Source organism: Paenibacillus sp. JZ16, assembly GCF_015326965.1.
In the GTDB taxonomy this organism is placed as follows: domain Bacteria; phylum Bacillota; class Bacilli; order Paenibacillales; family Paenibacillaceae; genus Paenibacillus_AQ.
The window spans coordinates 6,131,143-6,155,144 of the sequence record NZ_CP017659.1; the positions used below are offsets into that span (position 1 = coordinate 6,131,143).

Consider the following 24,002-nt stretch of genomic DNA (forward strand, 5'->3'; position numbering starts at 1 on the left):
ATAATAGAAAATTTTATCATTTTTCCGAATTTTAGAAGGTGGAAGGTTTTGTTGCATCGAATAACACAGTAAGAGTTTCACTCATTATAATGTTTGAGGTGCGTCAATGAAGTCTGGATGGAGAATCGCTGTGTTCCTGATCATCGTATTTACTTTAAGCCAGGGGCTCCCCAGGCTTGTCTTTGCCACCGAAGAAACGGCAGTTCGTGCAGCGATTAAGGAGTGGAGAATCCTCTGGTCGGAGTCCCGGGGGATACCAGAGAGCGTCCCCGTCCATATCAATGACTGGATGGAAACTTCGGCCGGTGATTCGAAGCCTTTTAAGCCGCATACCAAGGCATCCGCGTGGATTCATATGAAGATTCCCGAGATCGCATCCACATCCCCTGGCATTTTGATTGATAAGCTCCACGGACAGCAGGTTGCGGTTTATGCGAACCATGAGAAGATTTACGAATCTACCCGAACGTACAATTATGAGCTTAATTACATCTTGCTTCCTCTGCATCAGAACATGCTCGGCAAGGACCTTCACATCTGGCTGGAGACCGCTAGAGATCATGTGACGATTGAAGGGAAAATCCTTGTCGGCGATTATCAGGACATGTTTAATCGGTTTATCAAGTCGAATTTAATGGACATCATTCTTGGGAGCGCCTTTATATTTATCGCATTGGTGATGTTGATCTGCGCTATTTTTTTGAACAGAAAATATTTGGTCGCTGTATTATCCCTTTCTTGCATTATTTTATCTGTAGGCATACTGGTGTTTACATACTCCCCGTTTCTTTATACGATTTTTAATCAATATGGAAATATTTACACTCACTTATATGACATCTCATTATTTATCTTACTTCCTTCGTTCAGTCTCTTTTTTGAAACCATCTTTGGGCCCGGCTGGAAGGGCTTGCTGCGCAAACTCCGCAAGTTCCAGATATTTTACTCGCTGTTTTGCGGGCTGTTTCTGATTGTTAATCAATGGGGTTCGAATCAATGGTTCGATCTGTATTATTTCTTCTCCGTTCATGTAATGGGTATTGTGATGATCGTTCAATTTGTTTTGCTGGTCGGAAGCTCCATGTATTATGCCGTGAAGGGTAATAAGGACGCTGTTATTTTTAATGCAGGCTTTGCAATCTTCGCAGTTGTGGGCTTAAGCGAGCTGCTGCAATTTTTCCTCACCCGTGGCAGCTACAATCTCTTCCTCTGGAAATGGGGGATTGTCAGCTTCATTATTGCCTTGATTGTCATTCTGGGACGGCATTTTGCCAAAAACCACGAACGGATTCTTCAATACTCCAAGGAGCTTGAGATGTTCAACAATGAACTGCAGCGATCGGAGAAAATGGAGATCATCAGTGAGCTTGCAGCATCGGTTGCGCATGAGGTTCGTAACCCGCTGCAAGTTACGCGGGGATTCCTGCAGCTTCTAACTGGAAAAGCCCAAGCCACGGAACGCGAATATTTGGATTTGGCTCTGGTGGAATTAGACCGTGCATCCGGCATTATTACGGATTTCTTGACCTTTGCCAAACCGGAATTCGGCAAAGACACCGTGCTACGGGTTGCGGAGGAGTTTAAACATATCGAAGGCATACTTGGTCCACTTGCCCACCTCCAAGGAGGCAGGATTACCGTTGATATTCCGGAGGATATTACGATTCGGGGGAATTCCTCGAAATTTAAGCAGGCTTTTATCAACATTGTTAAGAATAGCATCGAGGCGCTGGGCGAAGAGGGATTGGTTCATATCCGATGCTATCGTCAGCAGGACCAGGTATTTATTCATGTTATAGATAATGGCGAAGGGATGGAGCCGGATGTGTTGGCACGGCTGGGAGAGCCTTATTTCTCCAACAAAACCAAGGGCACGGGGCTTGGTCTGATGGTGACCTTCCGAATTATCGAGGCCATGAATGGAGACATTTATTTTACGAGTAAAAAAGGAGTGGGGACGGATGCTGTCATTACGCTTCCCGCAGCTGGCGAATAATTCGCTAAGCTGCGGCAGCGCTTTGACGGCGATCGTCCCCACTCTTTGTGCCGATAACATCTATTTATGAAATGTCCAAGCTGTTATGTAGTCTTTACCAGATGGCTTTTGCTGTGGCTTCTGACTTGATCACGCCTGATGGATTCGGAGGAATGACCAGATACAGCTCGTTAGGGTTCTCTTCAAGCGTTCGAATCTCGATGTGGTCGGGAATCCGCACCCCAAGAACTTCCTTGATGGCGGATTTCGGATCGCTAAGCAATTTTGCCTTAAAGCTAGGATCCTCCCAAGCTTTTTGAATCAATTGTGTTTGAAAGATGGCTTCTGTCGTCATAAGAATCACCCTTTCAAATAAATTGGTTATTTTTTACTCTTAAAGAATACCATGGAACAAATATAAAATCTATTATTTTTTGCTTAGAATAGACAAGTAATAGTTTAATCCGCCAAAAGAAAGGGTTTCTTTACTGTTTTCGATATGATTTGCTTCGGCTTGAAGCTCGTCCACCATCGTTTGATGAAAGGAGATGAGATGGGGGGCGTCTATATCTACCGATAAGAGAAAGGCATGGGTCGCTGCCGCAATGTCTGCATAGGGCTTCAACGCGTTGTTGATATAGATGGCTTCTTGAACTTCGGCCATCGTCAGATTCGTGTCGCGCGGTCGTCCCAATTCCGATTTAATGAGAGACAGCAGGCAATTGTAGCTGCCATCCGCAAGATCCTGTTTCCAATCGGTCCAATCGTCCATCATCTGCAAGGTAAGCAAAACATGGTTCATTACATCATTCGTTCGTGGAATGAGGCCTGCTTGATCAGATAAAAGCAATGCTGCCGTGCTTCCCAGCTTTACGGGAGCTGCCTTTTTTGCAACCATGATAGGGTTGTGCTTGAAGTAATCATCCTGGGTTTCATGGATAACGCCTTCCGACCATTCAAACGTGTAGTTTTTGAAATAAGACCAGAAGTCGGAGTTTGCTGGAAAATAGGGTTGATAGGATGTGAGAAATTCGTAATACAGCAGGTTAGCAAGTGCGAGATGATGTTTCGAATCTGTGGAAGACTGACTGTCATGGGGCGAGTCCATTATGTCGTCTTGAATGAAGTAGTATAACATGCCGATTATGTTGGCCGCTGAGAGGTGTCGGTATACATCGGCGGGGAGTTCGGTCAGTTCTTTCATCCAGAAAGGAAGCAGATAACAAATGTAATTTTTGGAACTGTCCTGCTCGAACACGTCAAACTTTCTCAAGTAGGAAAGACCGATTTCATTCAAGGGAGCAGGGAGCTCGGATAACCTTGCTTCGCAGACAGAGAATGCGGCAGCAAGATCGTCCTCGAACGGCTTGAACCAGTTCATGCAATCACCAACCCTATTCTATTTTTAAGGTACAAGTGCTTACTTGCTATATTAACATGAATATTTATAAAGTTAAATATTACCAGTCTTTAAAACTGGATAATTATGGGGTTATTGGTGCTGCGGCGAGGCCTATTACAGACACTACATCAGTTTTTTTGTTTGATTATGGCGGCTGGCGTTTAAGTTAGGAATGTACAGCGATAACCGAAAATGACCATTAGGAGGAATTCATATGACTCAGAAAATTGTAGGAGCTTTTCGGACGGAGCAGGAAGCAACCCGGGCCATTGAGGAACTAAAGCAGCAAGGTTTCAGAGCCGATGAAATCTCTGTCATTGCCAAAGATCGCGGTGAATCTTCTCATATTCAGGAGGAGACCGGCACCAAGGCACCTGAGGGCTTGGCATCCGGTGCGGCTACAGGCGGTGTATTAGGCGGTGTAACCGGATTGCTAGCCGGCTTAGGTGCATTGGCCATTCCAGGCATTGGTCCGATCGTCGCGGCTGGTCCGATCGCGGCAACCCTTACGGGAGCAGCCGTTGGCGCCGGCGCGGGCGGATTGGTAGGCGGTCTTATTGGCCTTGGAATTCCGGAAGAGCAAGCCGAGGAATATGGGGGCTATGTGGATGAAGGCCATATTCTGGTCATGGTGGATGCAGATGAAACGAACGGTGGCCGGGTATATGATATATTCCGCAGCAATAGCGCCCTTAATGAACATCATTACCGTGAGGAAGGCACCTATAGCGGTTCCGGTGCGCCGGTAGATTCACGCTCCGAAGCAGCGGCTGCCACCGAGGATGCGGTTCCGGACCCTAATCTGTATCAAGGTTATGGTGATGGTAATGGCGGTGCCATAAGTCCGGATCGGGATGAGATCTCGAAGAGACGGTAAAGGCCATTTATAGCTATGGATTAGCAATAACAACCCGCCCGGGATGAACCGGGCGGGTTGTTATGCGCGTTAGCGAGTGTTTACCGCTTACTGCGCAGTCTCTGTGCTCCCCTCGGCCCGTAACCGGGACCGCCGCCAGGACCGTGTCCGTGTCCGGGATCACCAGGACCACCTGGATGCCACGGACCCGGTCCGCCAGGATGCCATGGGCCATGTCCATGCCCGTGTCCAGGAAATCCGTGTCCAGGAAATCCGTGACCGGGATATCCCGGATAAAACGGAGGGAAAGGATAGACCGGATAATAAGGTGGATAGTATGGATAAGGATAGAACGGGTATCCGGGGAAAAGCCCTGGAATACCCAGGCTTGTTTGGGATTGCAGGCCTCTTTTTGGATGATGACTCAAGCCATGCACCTCTTTCTATCAGATAGGTTATTTCATCCTATGTATAAGCGGAGAAGAAGGGCACATATCCAGTTAAAAATAGGCGCACGACCATGGTTGGTATGAATAGCAGCGCTGTACTGACTGTCGGGTAATAGATTCAGATCCTAACCAATTAAATAAAAAGGGTGCACATGACCTCCCCCACTAGGGGAAGGATCAAATGCACCTTCAGTATCTGCGTCAAATATATTGAAGACCTGTTGTGTACGGGAGAGGGATAGGTTCAAAGGTTATGCTTCCGTTAGCCCGATAAGAGGATTCCGGATCAAACAGGATCGAGAGCAAACCCTCATCATCCAGTTCCAATACTTCATTGTTCAAGCTAAGACGGTAAGGACCATGCTCGCCATCTGCCTGAATCAACCCCTCTGGCAGCAGGGGAGCCAGCTGACGGAGCAGTTCCGGGCCGCTGACCAAATACACGGTCCCCTCATTCTGAATATATTCAGGCTTGATGCCGGCGGATTGGATTAACGCTGCCAGCTCGTTATCCTGCCATGGCAGCGGAACGGTTAGCTCTGACAGGTTGAAGGAAGAGATCGCCTCGGCTATGACCAGCGCAGCCGCTTCCGGGCTTCCCCCCCATTCTACAAGGGTAGATTCTCTCGAAGGAGTCATCACAGCTCCGGGTACGGCGATGATAGCAAATGCAGTCAACACGCCGTTTTCTTCGGCGACAAGCACCTGCTGCTCGAGACGGATCACGTTGGAATATGCGCTTGCACCCAGCAGCTTGTTAAGCTCCGAAGCTGTGGTAACATAACCGGCTTCCCGCTGTTCCATGAGCTTTTGAAGGTGGAATAAATCCTGCGGCTGCATTGCCCGGATGCGCACTTGTTTTCCCGTTACCGCCCGTAAGGGCTCCATGACGGCCCGGTCTAGACGAAACCGGAGTGCACGGCCGAACAAACGGCTGCCTGCCCGGGTATACAGGGATCTTCCGCCGGAAATGAGGATTAAGGATGCCCCCGAAGCTTCGCCATGACGGATACACTGTTCCAGGAGACTGCCTGCGAGTCGCTGACCCCGGTATTCCGGATCTGTGCAGACGGAGCCGATGGAGTAGACATTTAAACGAGCACCGCGAGTTTGAATGGTAAATGGTACGAATCCCATGAATGAAACGAGTTTGTCTTGATCCCATGCACCGTAGGAATGGCTGATTCCCGGCGAGAATATCGGAGGAAAGGATACCCCCATAGAAGGCTGTTCCGGCTGCTTCAGAAATATACGGTCGGACAGCTCAACAGCTTGATGTAGTTGATCGCTTTTCATAATAGATATGTTCACTCGATTGACGCCTCCCCTATGTATGTCGCTTGTTACCAGTATAAAGTCATTGGGCGTGGAATTTCCAGTAAACGTTTGCAAATTTCTTGTCTGCCAGCTCCGCCGTTAATCTTTGACCGATGGAGTAGTTATTGTGTGCGAGGAAGCGATGATTTTCGGGTAATATAATGTACGAATTTGACGCACCGGAGGGATGAGCTTGCCAAGTTTTGTTGATTCCATGATTTTATTATGCGGCGCCTTGCTAGTGACAGGTGTATTGACCACCAAATTTTCTTCTCGCTTCGGCATGCCCGCCCTGGTGCTGTTTATTGCCATCGGGATGATTCTCAGCCGCTTCATTTATTACGATAATGCGGAGCTCACACAGCTGGTCGGCATATTTGCGTTGATTGTCATATTGTTTCAGGGCGGGATGCAGACCGATTTCAAAGAAATCAAGCCGGTTATGGGGACGGCCATTTCACTTGCAACGATAGGTGTGTTGCTGACAACGGTTGTCGTCGGAATATGCGCTGCATTCATTCTGGATATTTCGTTACAAGAGGGGTTGTTAATTGGTGCGATTGTTGGTTCGACGGACGCGGCGGCCGTCTTCTCGGTACTCGGCGGAACGAATTTGAAGAAACGGATTCGAATGACGCTGGAGGCTGAATCCGGAAGCAATGACCCGATGGCGGTATTTCTAACCGTATCCCTTATCGAATGGATCGAATACCCGGAACTGAATTTGATAGGTCTTATTTTTTCGTTCGTAATGGAGATGGGACTGGGTCTGGTTGTCGGTGTTCTTATCGGCATGCTGGCCGTATATGTGATCAATCGTATCAATTTCGATTCCTCGGGCTTATATCCCGTAACGGCACTGGGATTCGCCGTGATGTCGTATGCCGCCGCCGCTTGGCTTGGAGCCAGCGGTCTGCTCGCCGTATACGTGATGGCTTTGCTGCTCGGCAATACCGAGCTGACATACCGGAAGACGATTCAGGCATTTAACCAAGGTTTCGCCTGGATGATGCAGATCGTCATGTTTGTCCTGCTCGGGCTGCTTGTTTTCCCGAATGAGCTGTCGGAGGTTGTATGGCAAGGACTGTTATTGTCCCTGATTCTCATATTTATAGCCAGGCCGATCGGCGTGTTCAGCAGCCTGTTGTTTACCAAATTTGCCATGCGGGAGAAAATATTAATTTCATGGGCGGGCCTTCGCGGGGCCGTACCGATCGTCCTGGCTACATATCCCGTTCTGGCGGGAATCAAGCATGGAGAATTGTTTTTTAATGTCGTGTTCTTTGTTGTGTTGACCTCAGCGGTGATCCAAGGCACCACGATCTCTCCGCTCACGCAGATGCTTTCGCTGGTGGAGAAGGATAAAGCCAAAGCACCGACTTTATTAGAGTTAATGGCTCTTGGAAAAACGGATTCCGAGATCAACCATATTCTGGTGGATGGGGAGATGCCCATTATCGGCAAGGAGATTCAGCAGCTGAATCTGCCGGACGATATCCTCTTTACGGCTATTATTCGGGAGAAGCGGATCATTACGCCTAAGGGGAGTACGGTCATAGAGGCAGGGGATACGTTGTATGTGATGAATCCGAAGCAAAAGCGGAAGGAAATGAAAACGATCCTGGGGTTGTCTTAAGGTTACTTGAAGCCGGAGAAATATGATGCCTATCATAGCAGTTGATCTTAAAAATAAATTAGGATAGGAATAAATAGAAGGTAATTTCTTCATCCTATCTTCATCTGATAAGTTTCCGATTCCCTTTGCAAAAGAGACAAGAATCTGTTATGATTAATACAAGGATTTAGAATAAGTCTAAATACAATAACAAAGGAGACGATATAGATGAGTAACTTTACCCAACAAACACAAGGAACGACAACCAATGAACTTCAACAAATTTTGAACACGCAGGTAGCCAATTGGAGTTTGCTTGGCGTGAAGCTTCACCACTATCACTGGTATGTAAAAGGTCCTCAGTTCTACATGCTGCACGAGAAATTCGAGGAACTGTACAACACTGCAGCTGGTTATGTGGATGAGCTGGCAGAGCGGATGCTGGCCATTGGCGGCAAACCGGCAGCCAGTATGGCGCAATATCTGAACCTGGCCACGCTGCAAGAGGTTTCCGATGAAAACACGGCCGAGCAGATGGTCGGACGGCTGGTTGCGGATTTCGAGCAGCTTGCCGGCGAACTGAAGGCGGGAATCGAAGCCGCAGATCAAGAAGGGGACGACGCTACATCCGATCTGTTGACCGGCATGGTCAGCGATGTACAGAAGCATACCTGGATGCTGAATGCCTTCTTGGGTAAATAATTTCACATCTGTCGCCTGACAGATTGCGATAATAAAGAGGGAGATCGACCTGATTGAAGTGCTCCCTGTCAAGTAGACAGACTAAAAAAGCAAAATCATTAGCATTCAATATCCCTTCGGTTATCAAGACTGAGGGGATTATTTTTCTTAGTTAAGCTGCTCGTCGATATTCGTTAGGGGATAAGCCGTTTAGTCGTTCGGTGTATCGAAAATTATTGTAATAATAGATATAAGCTCTTACACTACGAAGGAGACTGTCATACGTATCGTACTTCTCCAGATAATAGCTTTCTGCTTTTAAGGTACCCCAGAATCGTTCAATGGGTTGGTTGTCCAAACACCGGCTTACACGAGACATACTTTTTGTAAACTTGTATCTCTTTTGAAGTTGTCTGTATTCCAGCGAAGTATATTGAAAGCCGCGATCACTGTGCAAGAGCGGCGTAGCATTCGGATTTCTTTTATATGCTTTCTTTACCGTATTCATGACAAGCTCATTGTTATTGGAATGGCTGAACACCCATGAAACAACAGAGTTGTCATATCCATCAATAATGGCACTCAGGTAGGCCTTGCGGCCATTTCCGTACTTTAGCTCTGTTACATCGGTGCACCACTTTTGGTTGGGGACCTCCGCTTGGAATTTTCGGTTCATGACATTCTCAGCGATATGTTGGGCTGGAGCTTTCATGTAATTTGGCCGTTTTTTGCGAATCACTGCCCTTAATTCAAGGGCTCGCATGATGCGATAATACCGTTTACGGTTGTAACTTTTTTTAAGCTTACGATTTAACTGAGTACGCATTTGGCGATAACCGAGTATCCCGTTTCGTTTGTCATAGCGACGCTTGACTTCCTTGGCTAGTGCAAGATTTTCAAGTTCCCTGACGGATGGGATCCATTTCAGCCACTTATAATAGGCAGATCGGGCGATTCCTGCTAGCTCACAGAGCTTGGTGATCGCATATCCCTTCTCGGCATGCAGTTCTGTAATCGCTTGATAAATGTCTGCATGCCGAACAAGGGTTAACGTGTATTTCTTCGCCGGATCTCTGTCAACTTTTTTGCGAGTGCATTCTCCATTTCTAACTGCTCATTTCGTGCCTCGAGTTCCTTGATCCGAAGCTTTAACCGTTCCTGTTCGTCTAGCTCTTCTAGCGGCTTTTTACGACCTCGGAGGTCTTTTAAGGCTCCATGACCACTCGCTTGATATTTACGAACCCATGCGTACACTTGCTGGTAAGAGACCCCGTACTTGTCGATGGCTTTCTGGTAATCTAAATCATGGGCGATGGTGAATTGTACAATTTCAATACGTTCTTCGTAAGTCGTTTTCCGTCCTTTATTCATATGAGGGGGTTCAATCCTTTTCCGAGTTGGTTTCATTTTCACCCCTTCAGTATACTTGGAAATCCAGCTCTCTAACACAGATTTACTCGAAATATGGTACTTTTTCACCACCGCTCGTACAGAGTATTCTCCAGAGCGTACATCTTGAATGGCAGATAGTTTTAGCTCCTTGGAGTAGGATTTCCATCCCCTGGATTCTCTTAATCCTTCTTCTCCATCTACTTTGTATTTCCTTATCCAATCATTAACCGTGTTTTTATGGACCCCCAGTTGTTTTGCCTCATGGTTAGGATTGGATTCATGTTGCAAGCAACGCCTCACAACCTGAATCTTTATTTCATATGAAATCGGGCTTCTTTTGGACATTACAAAAACTCCCATCATAGGTAGAAGTAGAATTTCATTTTTTCTACTGTCTACTATGATGGGAGCATATCAGATTGGGGTTGGTCTCTTTTTTGTTAATCTTGCTTGTGATGTTGTAAGATTAAATTTGAAATTTATTGCGTCTTTCTTCAATTGAACTGCGTATACAGTTTATAGTTACTTTTAATGTTGGATAGGAGTAGTGAGGATGACAGAGATGGAATCACGACAACAGCTGGAGTCGCAGCTTCAAGAGATTTTGAAATGGGAGAAAGAGCAGAAGGATGTCATGTTCTGGGAGAAGCTCGGTAGAATTCCTTTCATGCTGCTGGATCGCCTCACGCCCAAGGCTGTTCAAGAGAAAATCGGAAACGCCTTGAATGAGGTAGGCGGATTTATTCAGAGCGGCGGGAAGCATCTGGTTCGCGAGAAGGCGGTTATGAACGTTCTGGCACAGGCAGCGGGATTGGAAGGTCGGAATGCGGTTTCCGGTTCTTCCGTAAAGTCCGCTCAGGAGGAATCCATTGAAGATGAGAACGAAGAGGGGGTGGCGTCGACTTCCGGGCTTACGCTGGCATCTGCCGCGAAGCTGCCGCTCCAAGTCATGGATACTGCAGCGGATACGCTGACGGTAAAACGAGTCAAATTCGCCGCAGCGCAAGGAGCAGCCACGGGAATCGGGGGGATATTTACGATAGCGGCCGATCTGCCGATGGTGCTCGGTCAATCGCTTAAGGTGCTGCAGGAGATGGCGCTTTGTTACGGTTATGATCCGAACGATCCCCGGGAGCGGGTGTTTATCGTGAAGTGCTTGCAGTTTGCATCTGCCGATATCGTGGGAAAAAAAGCGGTGCTCGAGGAACTCGCCACTTTTGATGATGAACAAATGACAGAGCAGGTATTCTCACAGCTGCAGGGCTGGCGTGAAGTCGTTCAGTCTTATACCGATAACTTCGGGATGAAGAAGCTGTTTCAGCTGATTCCGATCGCCGGGATTGTATTCGGTTCGATCAGCAACAAAGGGACGATCAGCGATGTGGCCGAAGCGGGGAAAATGCTGTACAAGAAGCGGCGTCTGAATTACCGGCTTAAGAATATGGAATATCCCCTGTAATCGTGTAGTCCTCCTGATAAAATGACAAAAAAAGGGGTTGCCCACCTTATGCGGGCAACCCTTTTTATCATCATTATAAATTTATGAAATTAGAACTGACATCATTCAGGAAAAAGGCTACCTATCGGTTGTCCACTTTTTCCGGATAGAGGTCATGATTCATCAGACGGTTTGCAGCGATCTCCTCGTATTTGGTCCCCGGACGACCGTAATTGCAATACGGATCGATGGAAATGCCGCCCCGCGGGGTAAATTTGCCCCATACCTCGATATATCTCGGATCCATCAGTTTGATGAGGTCATTCATGATGATATTGACGCAGTCCTCATGAAAGTCCCCATGATTGCGGAAGCTGAACAGGTACAGCTTCAAGGACTTGCTCTCCACCATCTTGATATCCGGAATGTAGCTGATGTAGATGGTCGCAAAGTCCGGCTGTCCTGTGATCGGGCACAAGCTTGTAAATTCGGGACAGTTGAATTTGACGAAATAGTCGCGGTAAGGATGCTTGTTGTCAAAGCTCTCCAATATGCCGGGATCATATTCAAACGTATATTTCGTGCCTTGGTTGCCGAGCAGGGTAACGTCTTCCATTTCTTCTTTTTGTCTTCCAGCCATATAAGGTAGCTCCTTTATTAAAATGAATAAATGCTCAATCAGGCGCAGCGTATTTTTTATTATAACGTCACACGCCGCGTTTATTGCCCCAAACGAGCGTGTGCAATTGCGGCAGGACACGCACATCGTTCAACCGGTCGGATTGCATGACGGCATCGACAAGCAACTCGTACCGATCCAGCAGATGGGAGACCAGCGAAGTGGTATCGCCTGTACCTACATCGGGATTGCCGGTCTGCAAATAAAACGGCACGTTCGGGTATCGCTCATGGACCGTTTCCGCATAGCTGAGGTCTTTATCGTCAAATACGACAACCTTGAGGCTGAAGGATCTGCCGGGCGCCCGAGCGGACAGCTTGGAGACGATATCATCGAGTTTGCCCCAGTCCGTATTCATACCTGAGCTTGGCGGCTTGGGGGAGATGGTGACCTCATCAATGTCATTCAGCCAATCCTGCCAGCGTGAACCTTGGGTCTCCACGGCAACGGTGATTCCATGTCGGTGCAGCTCATCCACAAGCGTGCCGAGCTGCGAGAGAAGAGCGGGATTGCCGCCGGACAGGGTGACATGATCGAAGCGCTCACCGCCCAGCCGGTACAGCTCTTGCCAGATTTCGTCTGCATTCATGCGCGAAATGGTGTCCTTGGCGGATCCGTCCCACGTAAATGCGGAGTCGCACCAGGAGCAGCGATAATCGCAGCCCGCCGTACGAACGAACATGGTCTTGCGGCCAACGACCATGCCTTCACCTTGAACAGTAGGACCGAAAATCTCCATCACGGGAATCGGACGGTCCACTGCTATGACCGGGGAGGAGGCAGTTGAATCGTTCTCAGGCTTTACATGCACATTATTCATCGATCATCCACTCCCGTCTGACCTCAGCGTAACTGGTCGGCGTCTCGAACAGGCGAACGAATTCGGTTCGTGTGCCTTGTTGCTCGTGCGACTCTCTGCTGCGAAGGGATTCTTCCATTTTTTCAAACAGCCAGACCACCATGTTTTCCGCTGTTGTGTTCATTGGCGGCAGGGTCTCGTTCAAGTAACGGTGATCCAGATAAGGTTCAATGTCCGTTTTCCAGCAGTCCTTAATGTCCCCGAAATCCACGGTAATGCCCACTTCATTGGGAGTACCGCTGATACCAAAGACCACTTTGTATGTGTGACCGTGCAGGTTCTTGCATTTACCCTCATAGCAATGCAGATGATGGGCAGCATCGAAGGTAAACTCCTTGGAGACAAGCACCCGCTTCCGATGGTAACGCAGGCTTCCGGCATCGATGTCCTCGCCAAGCTTCTGCAGATGCTCTACAATGCGGAAAGCCCCGGGCTCGCGGCTCATATCAGACGCCCCCTTCGGATACATGATTACGACGCTGCATATAGTTATCGAGCCCGGCTTTTCTCAGCTTGCATGCAGGACATTCCCCGCAACCATCGCCCTTGATGCCGTTATAGCAGGTTAACGTATGGTCGCGAATGTATTCAAGTGCATTCATCTGGTCGGCTAGCTCCCAGGTTTCCGACTTGTCGAGCCACATGAGCGGCGTGTGAATGACGAACGGGTAATCCATGGCCAGATTCAGCGTAACGTTGAGTGACTTGATGAAGCTATCCCGGCAATCGGGATAACCGCTGAAATCCGTTTCGCATACGCCCGTGATCAGATGTTTGGCACCGATCCCCTTGGCCAACACAGCGGCAAAGCTGAGGAACAGCAGGTTTCGTCCCTCCACAAACGTAGTGGGCAAGCCGTCGCCTTCGGCAATTTCGATATCGCTGCGCGTCAGCGCATTCGGTGCCAGCTGATTCAGCAGGCTCATATCAAGCACGGTTTGCTTCACGCCTTGTTCCTTGGCGATCTGTGCCGCGCATTCTATTTCAAGCTTATGGCGTTGGCCATAATCAAAGGTTACGGTTTCCACTTCGGCGAAGCGTTCCTTCGCCCAGAACAGGCAGGTGGTGCTGTCTTGACCACCGCTGAAAACAACGACCGCTTTTTCATTTTTAAGCATAAAAAAACCTCTCATCCTTCATATTTTAAGAACAGCCGAAAGGGCTGAACCTGTAGAAGAAAGAGAAGTTCATTGAACTGAATCCGTAAAAAAACAAGCCTTATTCTTAGGGTGCAGCACCGAATAAGACACGATAGTTTTTTATAGAGGGAGTTCACGAACCTCTCCCACACACCGCGATAGGCGTATGGATTGTCTTCTGTTGTCCTTGTGACCGCATAGGGTGTTAGAATCCAGCATGCAGTCTGATTATGCCCTCCATTATAACACGGCCCGATTATTTGATAAACACTCCGCCAAAGGGAATTGCTTCCCGCAGAAAACGCTTGATGATGCCTTCATCGTTTAATTCGTCCACGAGTCGCTGATTCTGGCGTCCCGCTTGAAACAACACGTAACCGTCACCGGTCAGCTTCCAGTGGTAGTTCATATGTTGGCTGGCCAGATGATTGCCGTATACGGTCAGGTCCAGCTTGGCCGCTTCCGGATAGGCGATGATGCTCCCGGCGTCCACATACAACGGCTCGGTAGGATGCAGCTTGACTTTACATACCGGACCTTGGGTCAAAATGCCGATGCTGCCATTTCCGGAAAACTTCATCTTAATCGCGTCTCGCGTGACCAGCATGTTCTTGATCTTAAGGATTCGTGTCTGCATCGTAACATGCTGGGTATAAAAGAAAACATGCCGAAAATCATAGAGCATGTCCTGTTCGCCTTCCAGCTCAATTTCATGCATATTGAAGCCTGGGGGGAGCGCAGCCGTAAACTGACTGGGCCCTGTAATATCGGCTCGAATCAGTTTTTTCTTGCGGTATATGCCCTTTACGTTCATGAGACGGTCGCTGCGTCCGGAGGAGGGCCCCCGATAGGCAACGATTTGCTCAGGATGGAGGACATGGGCCGTGTCCCCTTCAGTCAGGGAGAACGTAACCGCTTGTCCCGCTCCGCTGCCGGCTGCATCTTCCATTCGGATAATCATGGCCGCGCCTCCTTTTGCCTGGTTGGATGATAGGAATCTGGATAAGAGCTTGTCCTATTTAGAACGATTCGTTCGGCGCATGCCGAATCGCAGGACGCGAATGATGACAAAGTATCCGGCAGCTAATGCCACGGCGGTGATCGCCACGGTCTTTATACGTTCCGCCCCGCGATTTCGTGCGGCTTCAGCCTGCTGAAGCTGGCTTACCATTTGGGTTAATTGCTGGTTCTGCTCCGCGAGATTGGAGTTCTGCTCCGCCAGCGTCAGATTTTGCTGCTGCAGCCGTTCGGAAGCGATTCTGGCTTTATCAAGTTCCTGCAGGGCTTGGTTATAGTTGCTCTTGAGCTGGTTTATTTCATCGGGCAATCCGGAGAACTGCTGGATATTGTCGTACAAATTATTAAAGTAATTGGCGCTGGCGGTCCGTCCACCGGCCGGCAGCGCGATCCCCGCCACCAGCAATAGGAGAGAAAGTTGAATTAGCTTGGATTTTGTCGGCTTATGCAAGAGGGACCACCACCATTCGATTATTTATAGTAAATACGAATCAGATTCTGACAGGTTTCTATTAATATATTACCCACATTTGCGATGGAAGTGAATCTATTAGCAGGCCAAGTTGTTTAACTAGCTCAAGTAAAGGTTAATGTATGTAAGTAAGAGCCCAACAAGCCATCCCATACGAATGATCATAAAATGAACTAGCAGATAAAAGGAGATTACAATCATGATAAAGGATAACAACGTGAAGAAAATTATGATTACAGTGAATGGAAAACCCGTGGGTAACGGATTATTAATTGATAAAGTAACGTACGCTCCCATTCAACGTACATCAAGACATACTGGAGATAAACCCGTTTCGGCAGCAGAAATAGGTTAATAGACCCTGTATAGTGAAATCAACAGCTTTAAAACCCGGAGAACGTCTCCGGGTTTTTTGTGTTTAATTACGAATAGAACTTCATTCTTTTGCTTATGAGTGTGGCATAAAAACAGAGAAATCGTCTGAATATGACTGGATTTGGAAGAAAACGTTACAAATTTATACAACTTTCCTTTATACTAGGTTGTAACAAGTACTCATATACATATACCATAATTATGAAAAAAGGAGTTTTGAAGAAATGGCATTTTGCACACATTGCGGCAACGAATTAACGGACGGCGTCGCACATCAATGCGTTGACGACATCGCAGCGAATCCTAAGAAATATACGGCAGCAGCGACGGAGCCGGAACAAGAGCGCGGAGCATCTTCATCTTCTGGGGCTTCAGCTGCCAAGGCTGCGTCAACGATTCAAGTCGATGGTCAGGTGCTGCTGAAGCTATTGAAAAATCCGATGAGTGCTTTGAACATGCGGGGAGATCAAACTGGTTTAATCTACGGCCTGATCGGAATGGCTTCCAGCATCATCGGATTTTGGTTGTTCGGCCTGGGCATTAAGCAGGTGTTCTATTCCGGATTGGGGATGGTATCGGCCTTGTTAAGTAATTTCGGCATGGGGAGCCGGGCACTTTTACTGGGGCTGTTCTCAACCGTCATTTTATTGGGTTCCTTCTGGTTTACGGGCAATATGATTACGAAGCAGAAGCTTGACTTGAAGGAATTCATTGCGAAGATCGGTTCTTTTCAGCTGCCCTTCGGAGCGGCGCTTATTGTAAGCGGATTGATCAGCTTCATGTCGTTAAAGCTGGCATTCCTTATCCTTGTATTTGCTTTAATGACCGGACTGGCGGCGAACAGCGCAGCCATTATCGAATTGTATCGCATCGGATCCAACCAATGGATAAAATTTTTAGGGGTAGCTATAGGCATTTATGTATTATTATTTGCCATTGTACAGACCGTATTATTGTAGAAATAAGTCAATTACGAGGCAGAAAAAGACTTCCTGGTCCGACATCTGACAAAAATCAGCATATCCAAAAGACCGCAGCTGCTAGGGCTGTGGTCTTTTTTTGTCGAATTCATAATAGGAACATATGTTCCGTGACAGTAAGATGTCCATCTGTATTGGTACATTATTAGAAGAAGAGGAAAGAGGTGGATGTATTGCAGTCTGGCTTGTTTTCGGATTTTACATGGAGCCACAGCCATGTATTCGCTGGGGGCACTAGTCAGGTCTTTCTGCTGATCGAGTGGAGGGCTGGTGTGTTAAAGCAAAAAAAGAAGTCTCATGGCGGCTTTAATCTGCCCATGGCTGAAGATGTCCAATTACACCTTCAATTAGGGGAATACGTTCAAGTAGGACATATGTATGGATGCCATGGCGAGATATTGAATGATCGCAACATTTCATTGTCTCTAGGTTCTTTGTCGGAAGGGAGAACCAAACAGCTGGTTCTTGAGCTAAGTGTCGGAGCCAGGCAATCGGGGGTGTATCCCATAATTACCGCTCTATGGACCTATATGGATGTTCAGAAGCAGCAGGTCGTCTTGCAGCCGTCTCGAACGATTCCGCTTCAATTCAGCAATCATACGGCATTGAAATACCGGGAGGCAGATGATCGCGTTGAGAAGGTGCTGAAGTTATACCAGAATGCTTCCATTCTGGAGCAAGCAAGAAGAGAGCTGGAACGGGGGAAGCTGGCTCGAGGAGAAGAAATGATTCGTAGACAGGCAGATGAGATGCTTTTATACGCAATCCGATTTCGGGATGCGGATTATTTGAGGGAGGCAGAGACCCTATATCAACTAATTGGATTGTATCTGAATACATATCGGCAATTATCTTCTGAAAATGCGAATAGGAAGAGGGACTTTAGACTTAAGGAATAACTGGGAATGAAGAATCTGTATATAAAAAAGGAAAAATGATTTCAGGGTCGAATGTACTATTTAGCAGTCAATAAATGTATGTCTAATTTACTAGAAAGATAGGGAGAATGCCATATGACAGACCGACTGATCCGACTAATGAGAATCATTACCCTTGTACAAGCAAGACCAGGTATACTGGCTCGAGAGCTTGCTGAACGTTGTGGAACCAGCGAAAGAACCATTTATCGGGATATGGATGCCCTCAGCGCCATGCATATTCCCATCACTCACCAAGGCCGAGGCCGAGGCTACACATTTATCGGGCATTTTGCAATGTACCCGCTTGGTTTAACGGAAGAGGAGGTACAGGCGTTATTTAAGCTATTGACCATATTGGAGCAAATCAAGTCAATGCTGCCCGATGAATTTGAAAGCGCTTATGAAAAGGTATTGGCTGCTGTATATAAGCAAAGCGCGGAAAAAGCTGAAATTCAGGCCGGGGACCGGGATGAATCCTCCACCGGTCTATAACGGTTCCACTACGTGTAACAATTAAACCTCGAACGAAAGGACACATCTTCATGTGACTATCGTCGAGGTTTTTATTAGTTTATGGGGAATTAATTATCTCATGTGGAGATGCGAATAGAGTAGTAAATTAGAATCAGGATAGGAATATTATACCAAAATAGATGATTATATGATAATATAACTATAATTTCTCTCATTCATCCAAAAATGTCATGGATGTGTAATTGTGAGAGACGGCGGTTGATGTCCCTAAGCAAGGGCGTAGGAAGGAGATATGGAGCAATAGCATAGGTTTATTCCACAACTTGTATAGGAGGATATTCATGAAGAAAGAGGTAACTAATAAGGTAAGAAAATGGAATATAAAGCTATTGGTTATGGCTTTGATTAGTATGACATGGCTCGGGTTATGCGATCCTATTCCTGTTGAGGCAGATAGTGCCGTTGGCGGTCCTAAATTAGCAGTTTTGGTGGATGGAAGAAAGGTGAAGTTTCAAGGCGGAGATCCTACTTTTGAAAATGGCCGGGTACAAGTACCACTCAGAGGTATTGGTGAAGCTTTAAAGGCAGAAATCGGCTTTAGTGGTAAAACTGTTACTTACATGAAAGATGGAAAATCGATTGCCCTTACCTTAGGGAGTAAAGAAGCCATTGTAAACGGTAAAAATGTCACTATGGATACAGCTGCTAAAGCTGTTAAAGGGCGCACTTATGTGCCATTAAGATTTGTAAGTGAAAATCTTGGTGTACCAGTAAACTGGGATAAGGTTGGTAATTGGGTTTGGATTGGTTCGAAGGAAGTTCCAGATATAACGGAAGTAGCAAGTGTGAAAAAGTCGAATCTGAACAATGATTTTGTGAAAATGTTTGGATCAAAAACTCACTTGATAGATGGGAAAAAGGATGTTCGAATATTTACTATTGATGATCTGCCATTAAGAATAGATCGATTTATAGTTTACGATTTATGGCCAGTGATGTTCGGAGAATACCAATCAATTAGAATCCGATTTGATGCAGGACTTGGCCCAATCTACTACCTACAACAAGGAGAACTTCCTCGTTATCGAAATTCTGCGGATCCGATTAAGCAATCAGATAAAACGATTATTCGAACCTATAAAACTACAAGCGAGTATGATCAAATAGTCAATAATGATATCAACTATAAGCAATTCAATCTAAATAAAGCTGAATATATTGGTTTTCAGATGGGTACAGAATCATTAACTTTGCTTAAGAATCCTTTTAAGTGAATGGTAACCTTATGGGAAAAAAGAGAATTCTTTATGTACTAATAATTATGTTGACTATAAAAGTCCTTATTATTCAAAGTGCCTATGCAGCTCTTCCTACAACACCGAAGCCAAGCAACCGCAATGTACATTATTTTGTTGGAATGTTTACTTATGAGATTTGGCGTTATTCAGATGGACAAACTTGGACGCCGGAAGGATACGAGAACCAACAAAATAAATCTATGGATTTTCCGTATTCATTCGATATTCCTGACCGAAAGATTAAAAGTGTATCGGTAGAAAAATTCAATCCTGATATGACTGATCCAGATGGTAGGGATCTATATTTTCGTTCTCGTTATCAACAAGAAACATGGGATCAGAGGGTTCCAAACGTTAGTAAAAAATATACTCCTAATATTAAAGGGAATATTCGAGGACTAGGAACGGACAACGTATCTTTTAATGTACATGTCATAGGAGACTTAAAAGCAGATGATCCTCTTGAGACAACAAAAGAAGAGCAAAATGTGAATGTCAAAGGACTTCGTTATTACTTCCCTATCCTTTTCACAATCGAACTAGAACCCGAAGTAGGTAATGCCATTATAAAACATTACACAACTACAGGGCGTTCGCTGAACGGTACACCGGGCTTTTCAGATCGTGAAGAATTATTAGAGAAGAACAGTCCATACTCTTTTACTCATACTCCTGGGAATGCAGATTACACATATGTTGGACACAAGAAAAGCACTGTCTCAGCCCCGAGTGGTGGATCAATAACACCTGGTGACCCTAGCCGTTTTACTTATGATGGCTCATTCCCGACATATTATCTGTTTTTTTATTATGAGACCGATAAACCGCCTCCTAACCCTGACCCACCTGAGGCCTCTTGCACGAGACCTTCTCCAGGAACGAAAATGAATGGTCGTTACATGGATCCGGTGGTCACAGCGAAGATTCTCGCCGACCTGCGTGGAAGTGAACGTTTTGATGTTTTGCAAGGAATACCGACGTCTGAAAGTTTATTTGGTAATATCTTGGCTCGTAATTACCTGTATCAGAATACATTTGTAAACATGACAGGTGTCTGTTCCTTTAAAGTGAACGTTGAAAAGACATGGACCTTATATTGGGACCCAGGGAAACCAGGACCAAATAATCCAAGCGGTAATCCTACAACGGTACCTGATCCACAACAAGCCGAGGAGAAGGTCACAGAACGATACACCGTGGAACGGACATATTCTTATTGGGTGATTGATAACCTCGAAGTTTATAAGATCGATCAGGGGATTCTAAGGAATTACGCATTACCAGGTGAGCAAATTACAATTTATCCGCAAGGGTACCAGCCACCTCAGTTTACAGCCAGTGCATCTGGAGCGTTTTATCCTCCATCCCCACCTGATCCCATTATAGCTCCAGCAGGCTCTTACGGAGGAAACTCATATAAGACAAAACCTTCCCCGCCAAGTGAGAATCTACAGAGTGTAGCTGAGAATGCTGTAGAAAAAGTCGAGGTCACGAATGACTCTCTGATTTTTAACGGATCTACCATTATGAATTCGAATCGAACACCGGAAAAAGGGCCTGCACCGGGCAGTATCCCCGCTCCCACACATATTAGTGACAATGTGCTGTACAAGCCCAATAATATGATTAGTAGCGATAAGGTTAACAAGGCAAATACAACAAGCGCAGGTACAATTCAATATGGTTTATTACCAGGGAATATTAATGGTGGAAGCAACAAGGAATTTCCGATTCACGCCATCAACACCGTCACCGTCCATACGCCGGTAGTCAATTATTCCTCAGTGACGGATGATCAGGCCCACAATCAGAAGACGACCCCGAACCCGAACCGCTCTGCATTCATCTTGGATCGGCCGTTTACGGTACGCATCCCTACCTCGGGTCAGCACCGGAACATCCAGGGATACGGAGACCGGGACTATGCGAAGTATGTAAGATCGAAACAGGTGTATTTTCCTTTCGATGTCTACAGCAGCGACAGGAGCACCTTTTATCCAAAAGACACCTGGATTACAATCCCTACGGCTCAGCTGGATACGGAGTTTTTCCTGCCGGTATGGGTGGATGAGGGGGATTATCAGGTATATTTCCGTACGATTGCGGAGAACGCTCCATCCGACTTCACGACGCAGCCCAGCGCGAACCTGGATTTGGCTCACCATGTGGCTACGGATATAGAACCGGTTGAAGTGATCGGGCGCGTATATGATTTCCATATCACGGATATTGCCGATTATAACTGGGAGACGGTCTTCCGCAAACAAAAAGGGAATGCGGCACCAAGCGGCGCGTCCTATTGGACAGGACTTCGCGATATTGACGGTGGAACACGCGGGAACTCGCTTCCGTACACACTTCCCATCGCACCGGGCAAGCATCCGGCACAGGGATATAAGAATGCGGCCGTAAAGACAGGCTACCATTTCAAATTCGATTTGAAGACGAAGGGCAATATGTTTGGTGTACAAGACGGCATTTCAATTACCCCGAGCTTTTATTTTGTTAATCAGGACGGCAGCGGACGGCAGCCCGTTGATCTGTATTACCACAGCGGAAACCGGAAATTTATTCGGATCGGTTCCCCGCAGGACACGGAGAAGCGTTATGTCATCCTGAATGACAGGCTGCGCAATGTTCCGCAAGACGAGCTGCAGGCTACGGCTTCGTATTTGTACAACCGCGGCGGAGCCCCGGCGGGAATGTCCGCGGCAGCCTACATGAAGCAGTATTTGGAGAAGATCAGCAAAAGCAAGACCTGGGTAGGTCGGATCGACTGGATGCTGCTTCCATACGAAATACGCACACTGATCGGCCCGAAGTCAGGATTGCCAGCCTCCGTTGACACGGAGAGGGCCAACGCGGCTGTACAGCGCTGGTATGGTGAATACAGTCTTCCTGCCGACGTGTATGTGGTGAAGAAAGGGACCGATCTGGCCGCCTATGGGCGGACGAACCGACTGGACGAGAAATCCTCGATTTTTCTCAAAAAAGGGTATATCGTGGTCAATTTCAACATCGAGACGATCCGGGAGGGCAACATGGTCAAACCCCATTTGCAATACATTCATGGCCCACTCATGAATCAATGGCAGCTTGAAGGATACAGCCGCACGTATAACGATCCGTATGGTAAGCGGTTTTCTCTGATGGATGGGGATGTCATATTCTATCATGCCGATCAGTCCAGCAAAGGGGATTTTAAATCTCAGGTACCTCATTAAAGTGTTCACCTGACCTCCTTATAATAAAGAGGATGGTCCCTAATCCTTACCCGTAACAACACCAAAACAGCCACGCCTGAGTATTTCTCAAAGGCGGTGGCTGTTTTTGGGTTGTGCTCGCAGTGCTTGCAATGAAAAAGCTCTGTTGATTCACGGCTGCATTGTTTACATGGAATTAGGTTTCGATACAGACAAGGAGCGGTGTATCCCGTATCGGGATCAAACCGTAAGCGTCATCGCCAGCGCATTCGGCTTATCTCAATACGCGGGCCAGGCATCGTTATCGTAGAGATGGCGGACAAAAGCCATTGGATTCCGATACGAGTTCTTCCACGCCTCTCCCATGCCAGCCTCCAGGAAACCATACCGTTGATCGCAGCCGTTGCACTCAATGAAATAGAGCCTTCCATCTTCGGTGATACCGATGTCCAGTCCAAAATCGGCAGCATACGGAATAAACAGGGACAGGATGCGGGCGATATGCAGGGAGAATTCCGCAATACGCTCAAGGGTTTCTCCAACAGGGGCATTCGGCATGCAGCGGGTTAGAATGTCCGGTACCTGATAAGCGGAGCCCCCCTGCGCGATGTTGGAGACAAAGGTTTGAGGCGGCGAGGTTTTGGCGAACATGCCCGCGATTTCCCAGCTGCCGCTGCCCCCCCGCTGCACGGTGACCCTGATGTCAAAGGGACGCCCCCTGTATTCTGCCAGCGGAATGCGCTCCTGTGCCAGAAAGGGCGCACGTCTGATTCTCTGGTAGATTAACGGATGAAGCTTGCCCTCGGCCAATGTTACTGTTCTCCATCCTTTAGCCGAAGGGGAGGAGCGGGAATACGTCAACTGGCTGTGTCCGGCGCTGCTTTTTAGCCGCATGATGCCGATGCCGATGCTGCCGCTGCATGGTTTTAAGACGAGGTCACCATGTTGGCTTAACATGGATCGAATGGAGACGGGCGTAGCCTTTACCGTATGCGGTAAGGCATTCGTTAATCCCGGATCCTGTTCCAGCATATGGTGTATCGTATCCTTGCCGTAGCGCGTACGGCCGTTAAACACAAAGATTCCTTGTTTGATCAGATCGTCGATCCGCTTGAGTTCACGTCGGTTGTGGTAGATGGCACGCATATGGATGGCGCGCGGAATGGGAATGTGGACACGGCGGTACCCGGATGGAATGGGTGTATATCCTGTCACCTTTCCGGTATCCAATGAAATATGATGAATGGTAAAAAAACAAGGAACCAGCCCGTACATGGCAGCGGCTTCTTCATAGTTAGCCAGTGATTCAGTGCCGATTCTCCCGCTGGAAATTCTGCGATACGTGTTGTTGTTGAGCAGAATGCCGACAAATTCCGGATGCATGGTCATCCTCCTTGTTACCACAGATCATGGAGTCTTTGTACCACATCGTATGCAGGAGGAAGTTTGTCCCGGGTGGAC

Annotated in this window: 24 protein-coding genes and 1 pseudogene; 13 read left to right on the top strand and 12 right to left on the bottom strand. The window is 47.2% G+C overall.

Annotated elements, in window-relative coordinates; translation table 11 throughout:
* The first annotated feature begins 106 nt into the window (after positions 1 to 106).
* Positions 107 to 1,996 (top strand): sensor histidine kinase, encoded by a 1,890-nt coding sequence (locus tag BJP58_RS27325; protein ID WP_194541400.1) that lies wholly within the window; start codon positions 107 to 109, stop codon positions 1,994 to 1,996.
* Between the two features lie 94 nt (positions 1,997 to 2,090).
* Here the strand turns inward: BJP58_RS27325 and BJP58_RS27330 are convergent, their stop codons facing one another.
* Both BJP58_RS27330 and BJP58_RS27335 read right to left on the bottom strand, forming a co-directional pair.
* On the bottom strand, positions 2,091 to 2,330 hold the full coding sequence (locus tag BJP58_RS27330) for an NHLP leader peptide family RiPP precursor (protein WP_194541401.1): 240 nt from the start codon (positions 2,328 to 2,330) through the stop codon (positions 2,091 to 2,093).
* Positions 2,331 to 2,402: 72 nt separating this feature from the next.
* Entirely contained in the window at positions 2,403 to 3,356 is a 954-nt protein-coding gene (locus tag BJP58_RS27335) for a hypothetical protein (protein ID WP_194541402.1), read from the bottom strand.
* Between the two features lie 56 nt (positions 3,357 to 3,412).
* On the opposite strand from BJP58_RS27335, the gene BJP58_RS33995 reads away from it, so the two are divergent.
* The 3 genes from BJP58_RS33995 (at position 3,413) to BJP58_RS27345 (ending at position 4,687) form a co-directional block, all read left to right on the top strand.
* Positions 3,413 to 3,547 carry a hypothetical protein gene (locus BJP58_RS33995; protein ID WP_267907842.1) on the top strand — a complete coding sequence of 45 codons (135 nt, stop codon included), beginning with the start codon at positions 3,413 to 3,415 and terminating at the stop codon, positions 3,545 to 3,547.
* Between the two features lie 44 nt (positions 3,548 to 3,591).
* Positions 3,592 to 4,254 (top strand): general stress protein, encoded by a 663-nt coding sequence (locus BJP58_RS27340; RefSeq protein ID WP_194541403.1) that lies wholly within the window; start codon positions 3,592 to 3,594, stop codon positions 4,252 to 4,254.
* A 76-nt stretch (positions 4,255 to 4,330) separates the two neighbouring features.
* Positions 4,331 to 4,687, top strand: a complete 357-nt coding sequence (locus BJP58_RS27345) for a hypothetical protein (RefSeq protein WP_194541404.1) — start codon at positions 4,331 to 4,333, stop codon at positions 4,685 to 4,687.
* A 196-nt stretch (positions 4,688 to 4,883) separates the two neighbouring features.
* Here BJP58_RS27345 and BJP58_RS27350 read toward each other — a convergent pair whose 3' ends face one another.
* Entirely contained in the window at positions 4,884 to 5,993 is a 1,110-nt protein-coding gene (locus BJP58_RS27350) for a GNAT family N-acetyltransferase (protein WP_194541405.1), read from the bottom strand.
* Between the two features lie 193 nt (positions 5,994 to 6,186).
* Between BJP58_RS27350 and BJP58_RS27355 the strand changes: the two genes are divergently transcribed.
* Positions 6,187 to 7,635, top strand: a complete 1,449-nt coding sequence (locus tag BJP58_RS27355) for a potassium/proton antiporter (protein WP_194541406.1) — start codon at positions 6,187 to 6,189, stop codon at positions 7,633 to 7,635.
* Positions 7,636 to 7,842: 207 nt separating this feature from the next.
* Positions 7,843 to 8,316: a Dps family protein gene (locus BJP58_RS27360; protein ID WP_194541407.1), complete on the top strand. Its 474-nt coding sequence runs from the start codon at positions 7,843 to 7,845 to the stop codon at positions 8,314 to 8,316.
* A 151-nt stretch (positions 8,317 to 8,467) separates the two neighbouring features.
* Here BJP58_RS27360 and BJP58_RS27365 read toward each other — a convergent pair.
* Positions 8,468 to 9,328 (bottom strand): annotated as a pseudogene (locus tag BJP58_RS27365) (IS3 family transposase); the annotation flags it as partial.
* 14 nt (positions 9,329 to 9,342) lie between these two features.
* Entirely contained in the window at positions 9,343 to 10,032 is a 690-nt protein-coding gene (locus BJP58_RS27370; protein WP_194541408.1) for a helix-turn-helix domain-containing protein, read from the bottom strand.
* A 208-nt stretch (positions 10,033 to 10,240) separates the two neighbouring features.
* Here BJP58_RS27370 and BJP58_RS27375 point away from each other — a divergent pair, with 208 nt between their 5' ends.
* The gene (locus tag BJP58_RS27375; protein WP_194541409.1) at positions 10,241 to 11,146 is read left to right on the top strand and encodes an EcsC family protein; all 906 of its coding nucleotides are present in this window, start codon (positions 10,241 to 10,243) and stop codon (positions 11,144 to 11,146) included.
* Positions 11,147 to 11,267: 121 nt separating this feature from the next.
* On the opposite strand, the gene queF is transcribed toward BJP58_RS27375, so the two are convergent.
* From queF to BJP58_RS27405, 6 genes are all read right to left on the bottom strand, one after another.
* Positions 11,268 to 11,765 (bottom strand): preQ(1) synthase, encoded by a 498-nt coding sequence (queF, locus tag BJP58_RS27380; RefSeq protein WP_009591586.1) that lies wholly within the window; start codon positions 11,763 to 11,765, stop codon positions 11,268 to 11,270.
* A 67-nt stretch (positions 11,766 to 11,832) separates the two neighbouring features.
* Entirely contained in the window at positions 11,833 to 12,624 is a 792-nt protein-coding gene (queE, locus tag BJP58_RS27385; protein WP_194541410.1) for a 7-carboxy-7-deazaguanine synthase QueE, read from the bottom strand.
* The gene (queD, locus tag BJP58_RS27390) at positions 12,617 to 13,108 is read right to left on the bottom strand and encodes a 6-carboxytetrahydropterin synthase QueD (protein WP_071223496.1); all 492 of its coding nucleotides are present in this window, start codon (positions 13,106 to 13,108) and stop codon (positions 12,617 to 12,619) included. Before queD ends, queE begins: the two co-directional genes overlap by 8 nt.
* A gap of 1 nt (position 13,109) precedes the next feature.
* Positions 13,110 to 13,781 (bottom strand): 7-cyano-7-deazaguanine synthase QueC, encoded by a 672-nt coding sequence (gene queC / locus BJP58_RS27395; RefSeq protein ID WP_194541411.1) that lies wholly within the window; start codon positions 13,779 to 13,781, stop codon positions 13,110 to 13,112.
* Positions 13,782 to 14,058: 277 nt separating this feature from the next.
* The gene (locus tag BJP58_RS27400) at positions 14,059 to 14,763 is read right to left on the bottom strand and encodes an AIM24 family protein (protein ID WP_194541412.1); all 705 of its coding nucleotides are present in this window, start codon (positions 14,761 to 14,763) and stop codon (positions 14,059 to 14,061) included.
* A gap of 54 nt (positions 14,764 to 14,817) precedes the next feature.
* On the bottom strand, positions 14,818 to 15,270 hold the full coding sequence (locus BJP58_RS27405) for a cell division protein ZapB (protein WP_194541413.1): 453 nt from the start codon (positions 15,268 to 15,270) through the stop codon (positions 14,818 to 14,820).
* A gap of 220 nt (positions 15,271 to 15,490) precedes the next feature.
* Here BJP58_RS27405 and BJP58_RS27410 point away from each other — a divergent pair, with 220 nt between their 5' ends.
* The 6 genes from BJP58_RS27410 (at position 15,491) to BJP58_RS34295 (ending at position 22,562) form a co-directional block, all read left to right on the top strand.
* Positions 15,491 to 15,646, top strand: a complete 156-nt coding sequence (locus BJP58_RS27410) for a hypothetical protein (RefSeq protein WP_194541414.1) — start codon at positions 15,491 to 15,493, stop codon at positions 15,644 to 15,646.
* Between the two features lie 244 nt (positions 15,647 to 15,890).
* Entirely contained in the window at positions 15,891 to 16,625 is a 735-nt protein-coding gene (locus BJP58_RS27415) for a type 2 periplasmic-binding domain-containing protein (protein WP_194541415.1), read from the top strand.
* A 293-nt stretch (positions 16,626 to 16,918) separates the two neighbouring features.
* Positions 16,919 to 17,545, top strand: a complete 627-nt coding sequence (locus BJP58_RS27420) for a hypothetical protein (protein WP_233354784.1) — start codon at positions 16,919 to 16,921, stop codon at positions 17,543 to 17,545.
* 114 nt (positions 17,546 to 17,659) lie between these two features.
* Positions 17,660 to 18,058 carry a helix-turn-helix transcriptional regulator gene (locus BJP58_RS27425; RefSeq protein ID WP_194541417.1) on the top strand — a complete coding sequence of 133 codons (399 nt, stop codon included), beginning with the start codon at positions 17,660 to 17,662 and terminating at the stop codon, positions 18,056 to 18,058.
* A 323-nt stretch (positions 18,059 to 18,381) separates the two neighbouring features.
* Positions 18,382 to 19,314 carry a stalk domain-containing protein gene (locus BJP58_RS27430; RefSeq protein ID WP_194541418.1) on the top strand — a complete coding sequence of 311 codons (933 nt, stop codon included), beginning with the start codon at positions 18,382 to 18,384 and terminating at the stop codon, positions 19,312 to 19,314.
* 11 nt (positions 19,315 to 19,325) lie between these two features.
* Entirely contained in the window at positions 19,326 to 22,562 is a 3,237-nt protein-coding gene (locus tag BJP58_RS34295; RefSeq protein WP_194541419.1) for a DUF5704 domain-containing protein, read from the top strand.
* Between the two features lie 258 nt (positions 22,563 to 22,820).
* Here the strand turns inward: BJP58_RS34295 and BJP58_RS27440 are convergent, their stop codons facing one another.
* Positions 22,821 to 23,924, bottom strand: a complete 1,104-nt coding sequence (locus BJP58_RS27440; protein WP_194541420.1) for a YheC/YheD family endospore coat-associated protein — start codon at positions 23,922 to 23,924, stop codon at positions 22,821 to 22,823.
* Positions 23,925 to 24,002: the final 78 nt, after the last annotated feature.

Coding starts and splice junctions, on each gene's coding strand:
- BJP58_RS27325 (WP_194541400.1), top strand. CDS start 107: ATGAAGTCTGGATGGAGAATCGCTGTGTTCCTGATCATCGTATTTACT.
- BJP58_RS27330 (WP_194541401.1), bottom strand. CDS start 2,330: ATGACGACAGAAGCCATCTTTCAAACACAATTGATTCAAAAAGCTTGG.
- BJP58_RS27335 (WP_194541402.1), bottom strand. CDS start 3,356: ATGAACTGGTTCAAGCCGTTCGAGGACGATCTTGCTGCCGCATTCTCT.
- BJP58_RS33995 (WP_267907842.1), top strand. CDS start 3,413: ATGAATATTTATAAAGTTAAATATTACCAGTCTTTAAAACTGGATAAT.
- BJP58_RS27340 (WP_194541403.1), top strand. CDS start 3,592: ATGACTCAGAAAATTGTAGGAGCTTTTCGGACGGAGCAGGAAGCAACC.
- BJP58_RS27355 (WP_194541406.1), top strand. CDS start 6,187: ATGAGCTTGCCAAGTTTTGTTGATTCCATGATTTTATTATGCGGCGCC.
- BJP58_RS27360 (WP_194541407.1), top strand. CDS start 7,843: ATGAGTAACTTTACCCAACAAACACAAGGAACGACAACCAATGAACTT.
- BJP58_RS27370 (WP_194541408.1), bottom strand. CDS start 10,032: ATGTCCAAAAGAAGCCCGATTTCATATGAAATAAAGATTCAGGTTGTG.
- BJP58_RS27375 (WP_194541409.1), top strand. CDS start 10,241: ATGACAGAGATGGAATCACGACAACAGCTGGAGTCGCAGCTTCAAGAG.
- queF (WP_009591586.1), bottom strand. CDS start 11,765: ATGGCTGGAAGACAAAAAGAAGAAATGGAAGACGTTACCCTGCTCGGC.
- queE (WP_194541410.1), bottom strand. CDS start 12,624: ATGAATAATGTGCATGTAAAGCCTGAGAACGATTCAACTGCCTCCTCC.
- queD (WP_071223496.1), bottom strand. CDS start 13,108: ATGAGCCGCGAGCCCGGGGCTTTCCGCATTGTAGAGCATCTGCAGAAG.
- queC (WP_194541411.1), bottom strand. CDS start 13,781: ATGCTTAAAAATGAAAAAGCGGTCGTTGTTTTCAGCGGTGGTCAAGAC.
- BJP58_RS27400 (WP_194541412.1), bottom strand. CDS start 14,763: ATGATTATCCGAATGGAAGATGCAGCCGGCAGCGGAGCGGGACAAGCG.
- BJP58_RS27410 (WP_194541414.1), top strand. CDS start 15,491: ATGATAAAGGATAACAACGTGAAGAAAATTATGATTACAGTGAATGGA.
- BJP58_RS27415 (WP_194541415.1), top strand. CDS start 15,891: ATGGCATTTTGCACACATTGCGGCAACGAATTAACGGACGGCGTCGCA.
- BJP58_RS27425 (WP_194541417.1), top strand. CDS start 17,660: ATGACAGACCGACTGATCCGACTAATGAGAATCATTACCCTTGTACAA.
- BJP58_RS27430 (WP_194541418.1), top strand. CDS start 18,382: ATGAAGAAAGAGGTAACTAATAAGGTAAGAAAATGGAATATAAAGCTA.
- BJP58_RS34295 (WP_194541419.1), top strand. CDS start 19,326: ATGGGAAAAAAGAGAATTCTTTATGTACTAATAATTATGTTGACTATA.
- BJP58_RS27440 (WP_194541420.1), bottom strand. CDS start 23,924: ATGCATCCGGAATTTGTCGGCATTCTGCTCAACAACAACACGTATCGC.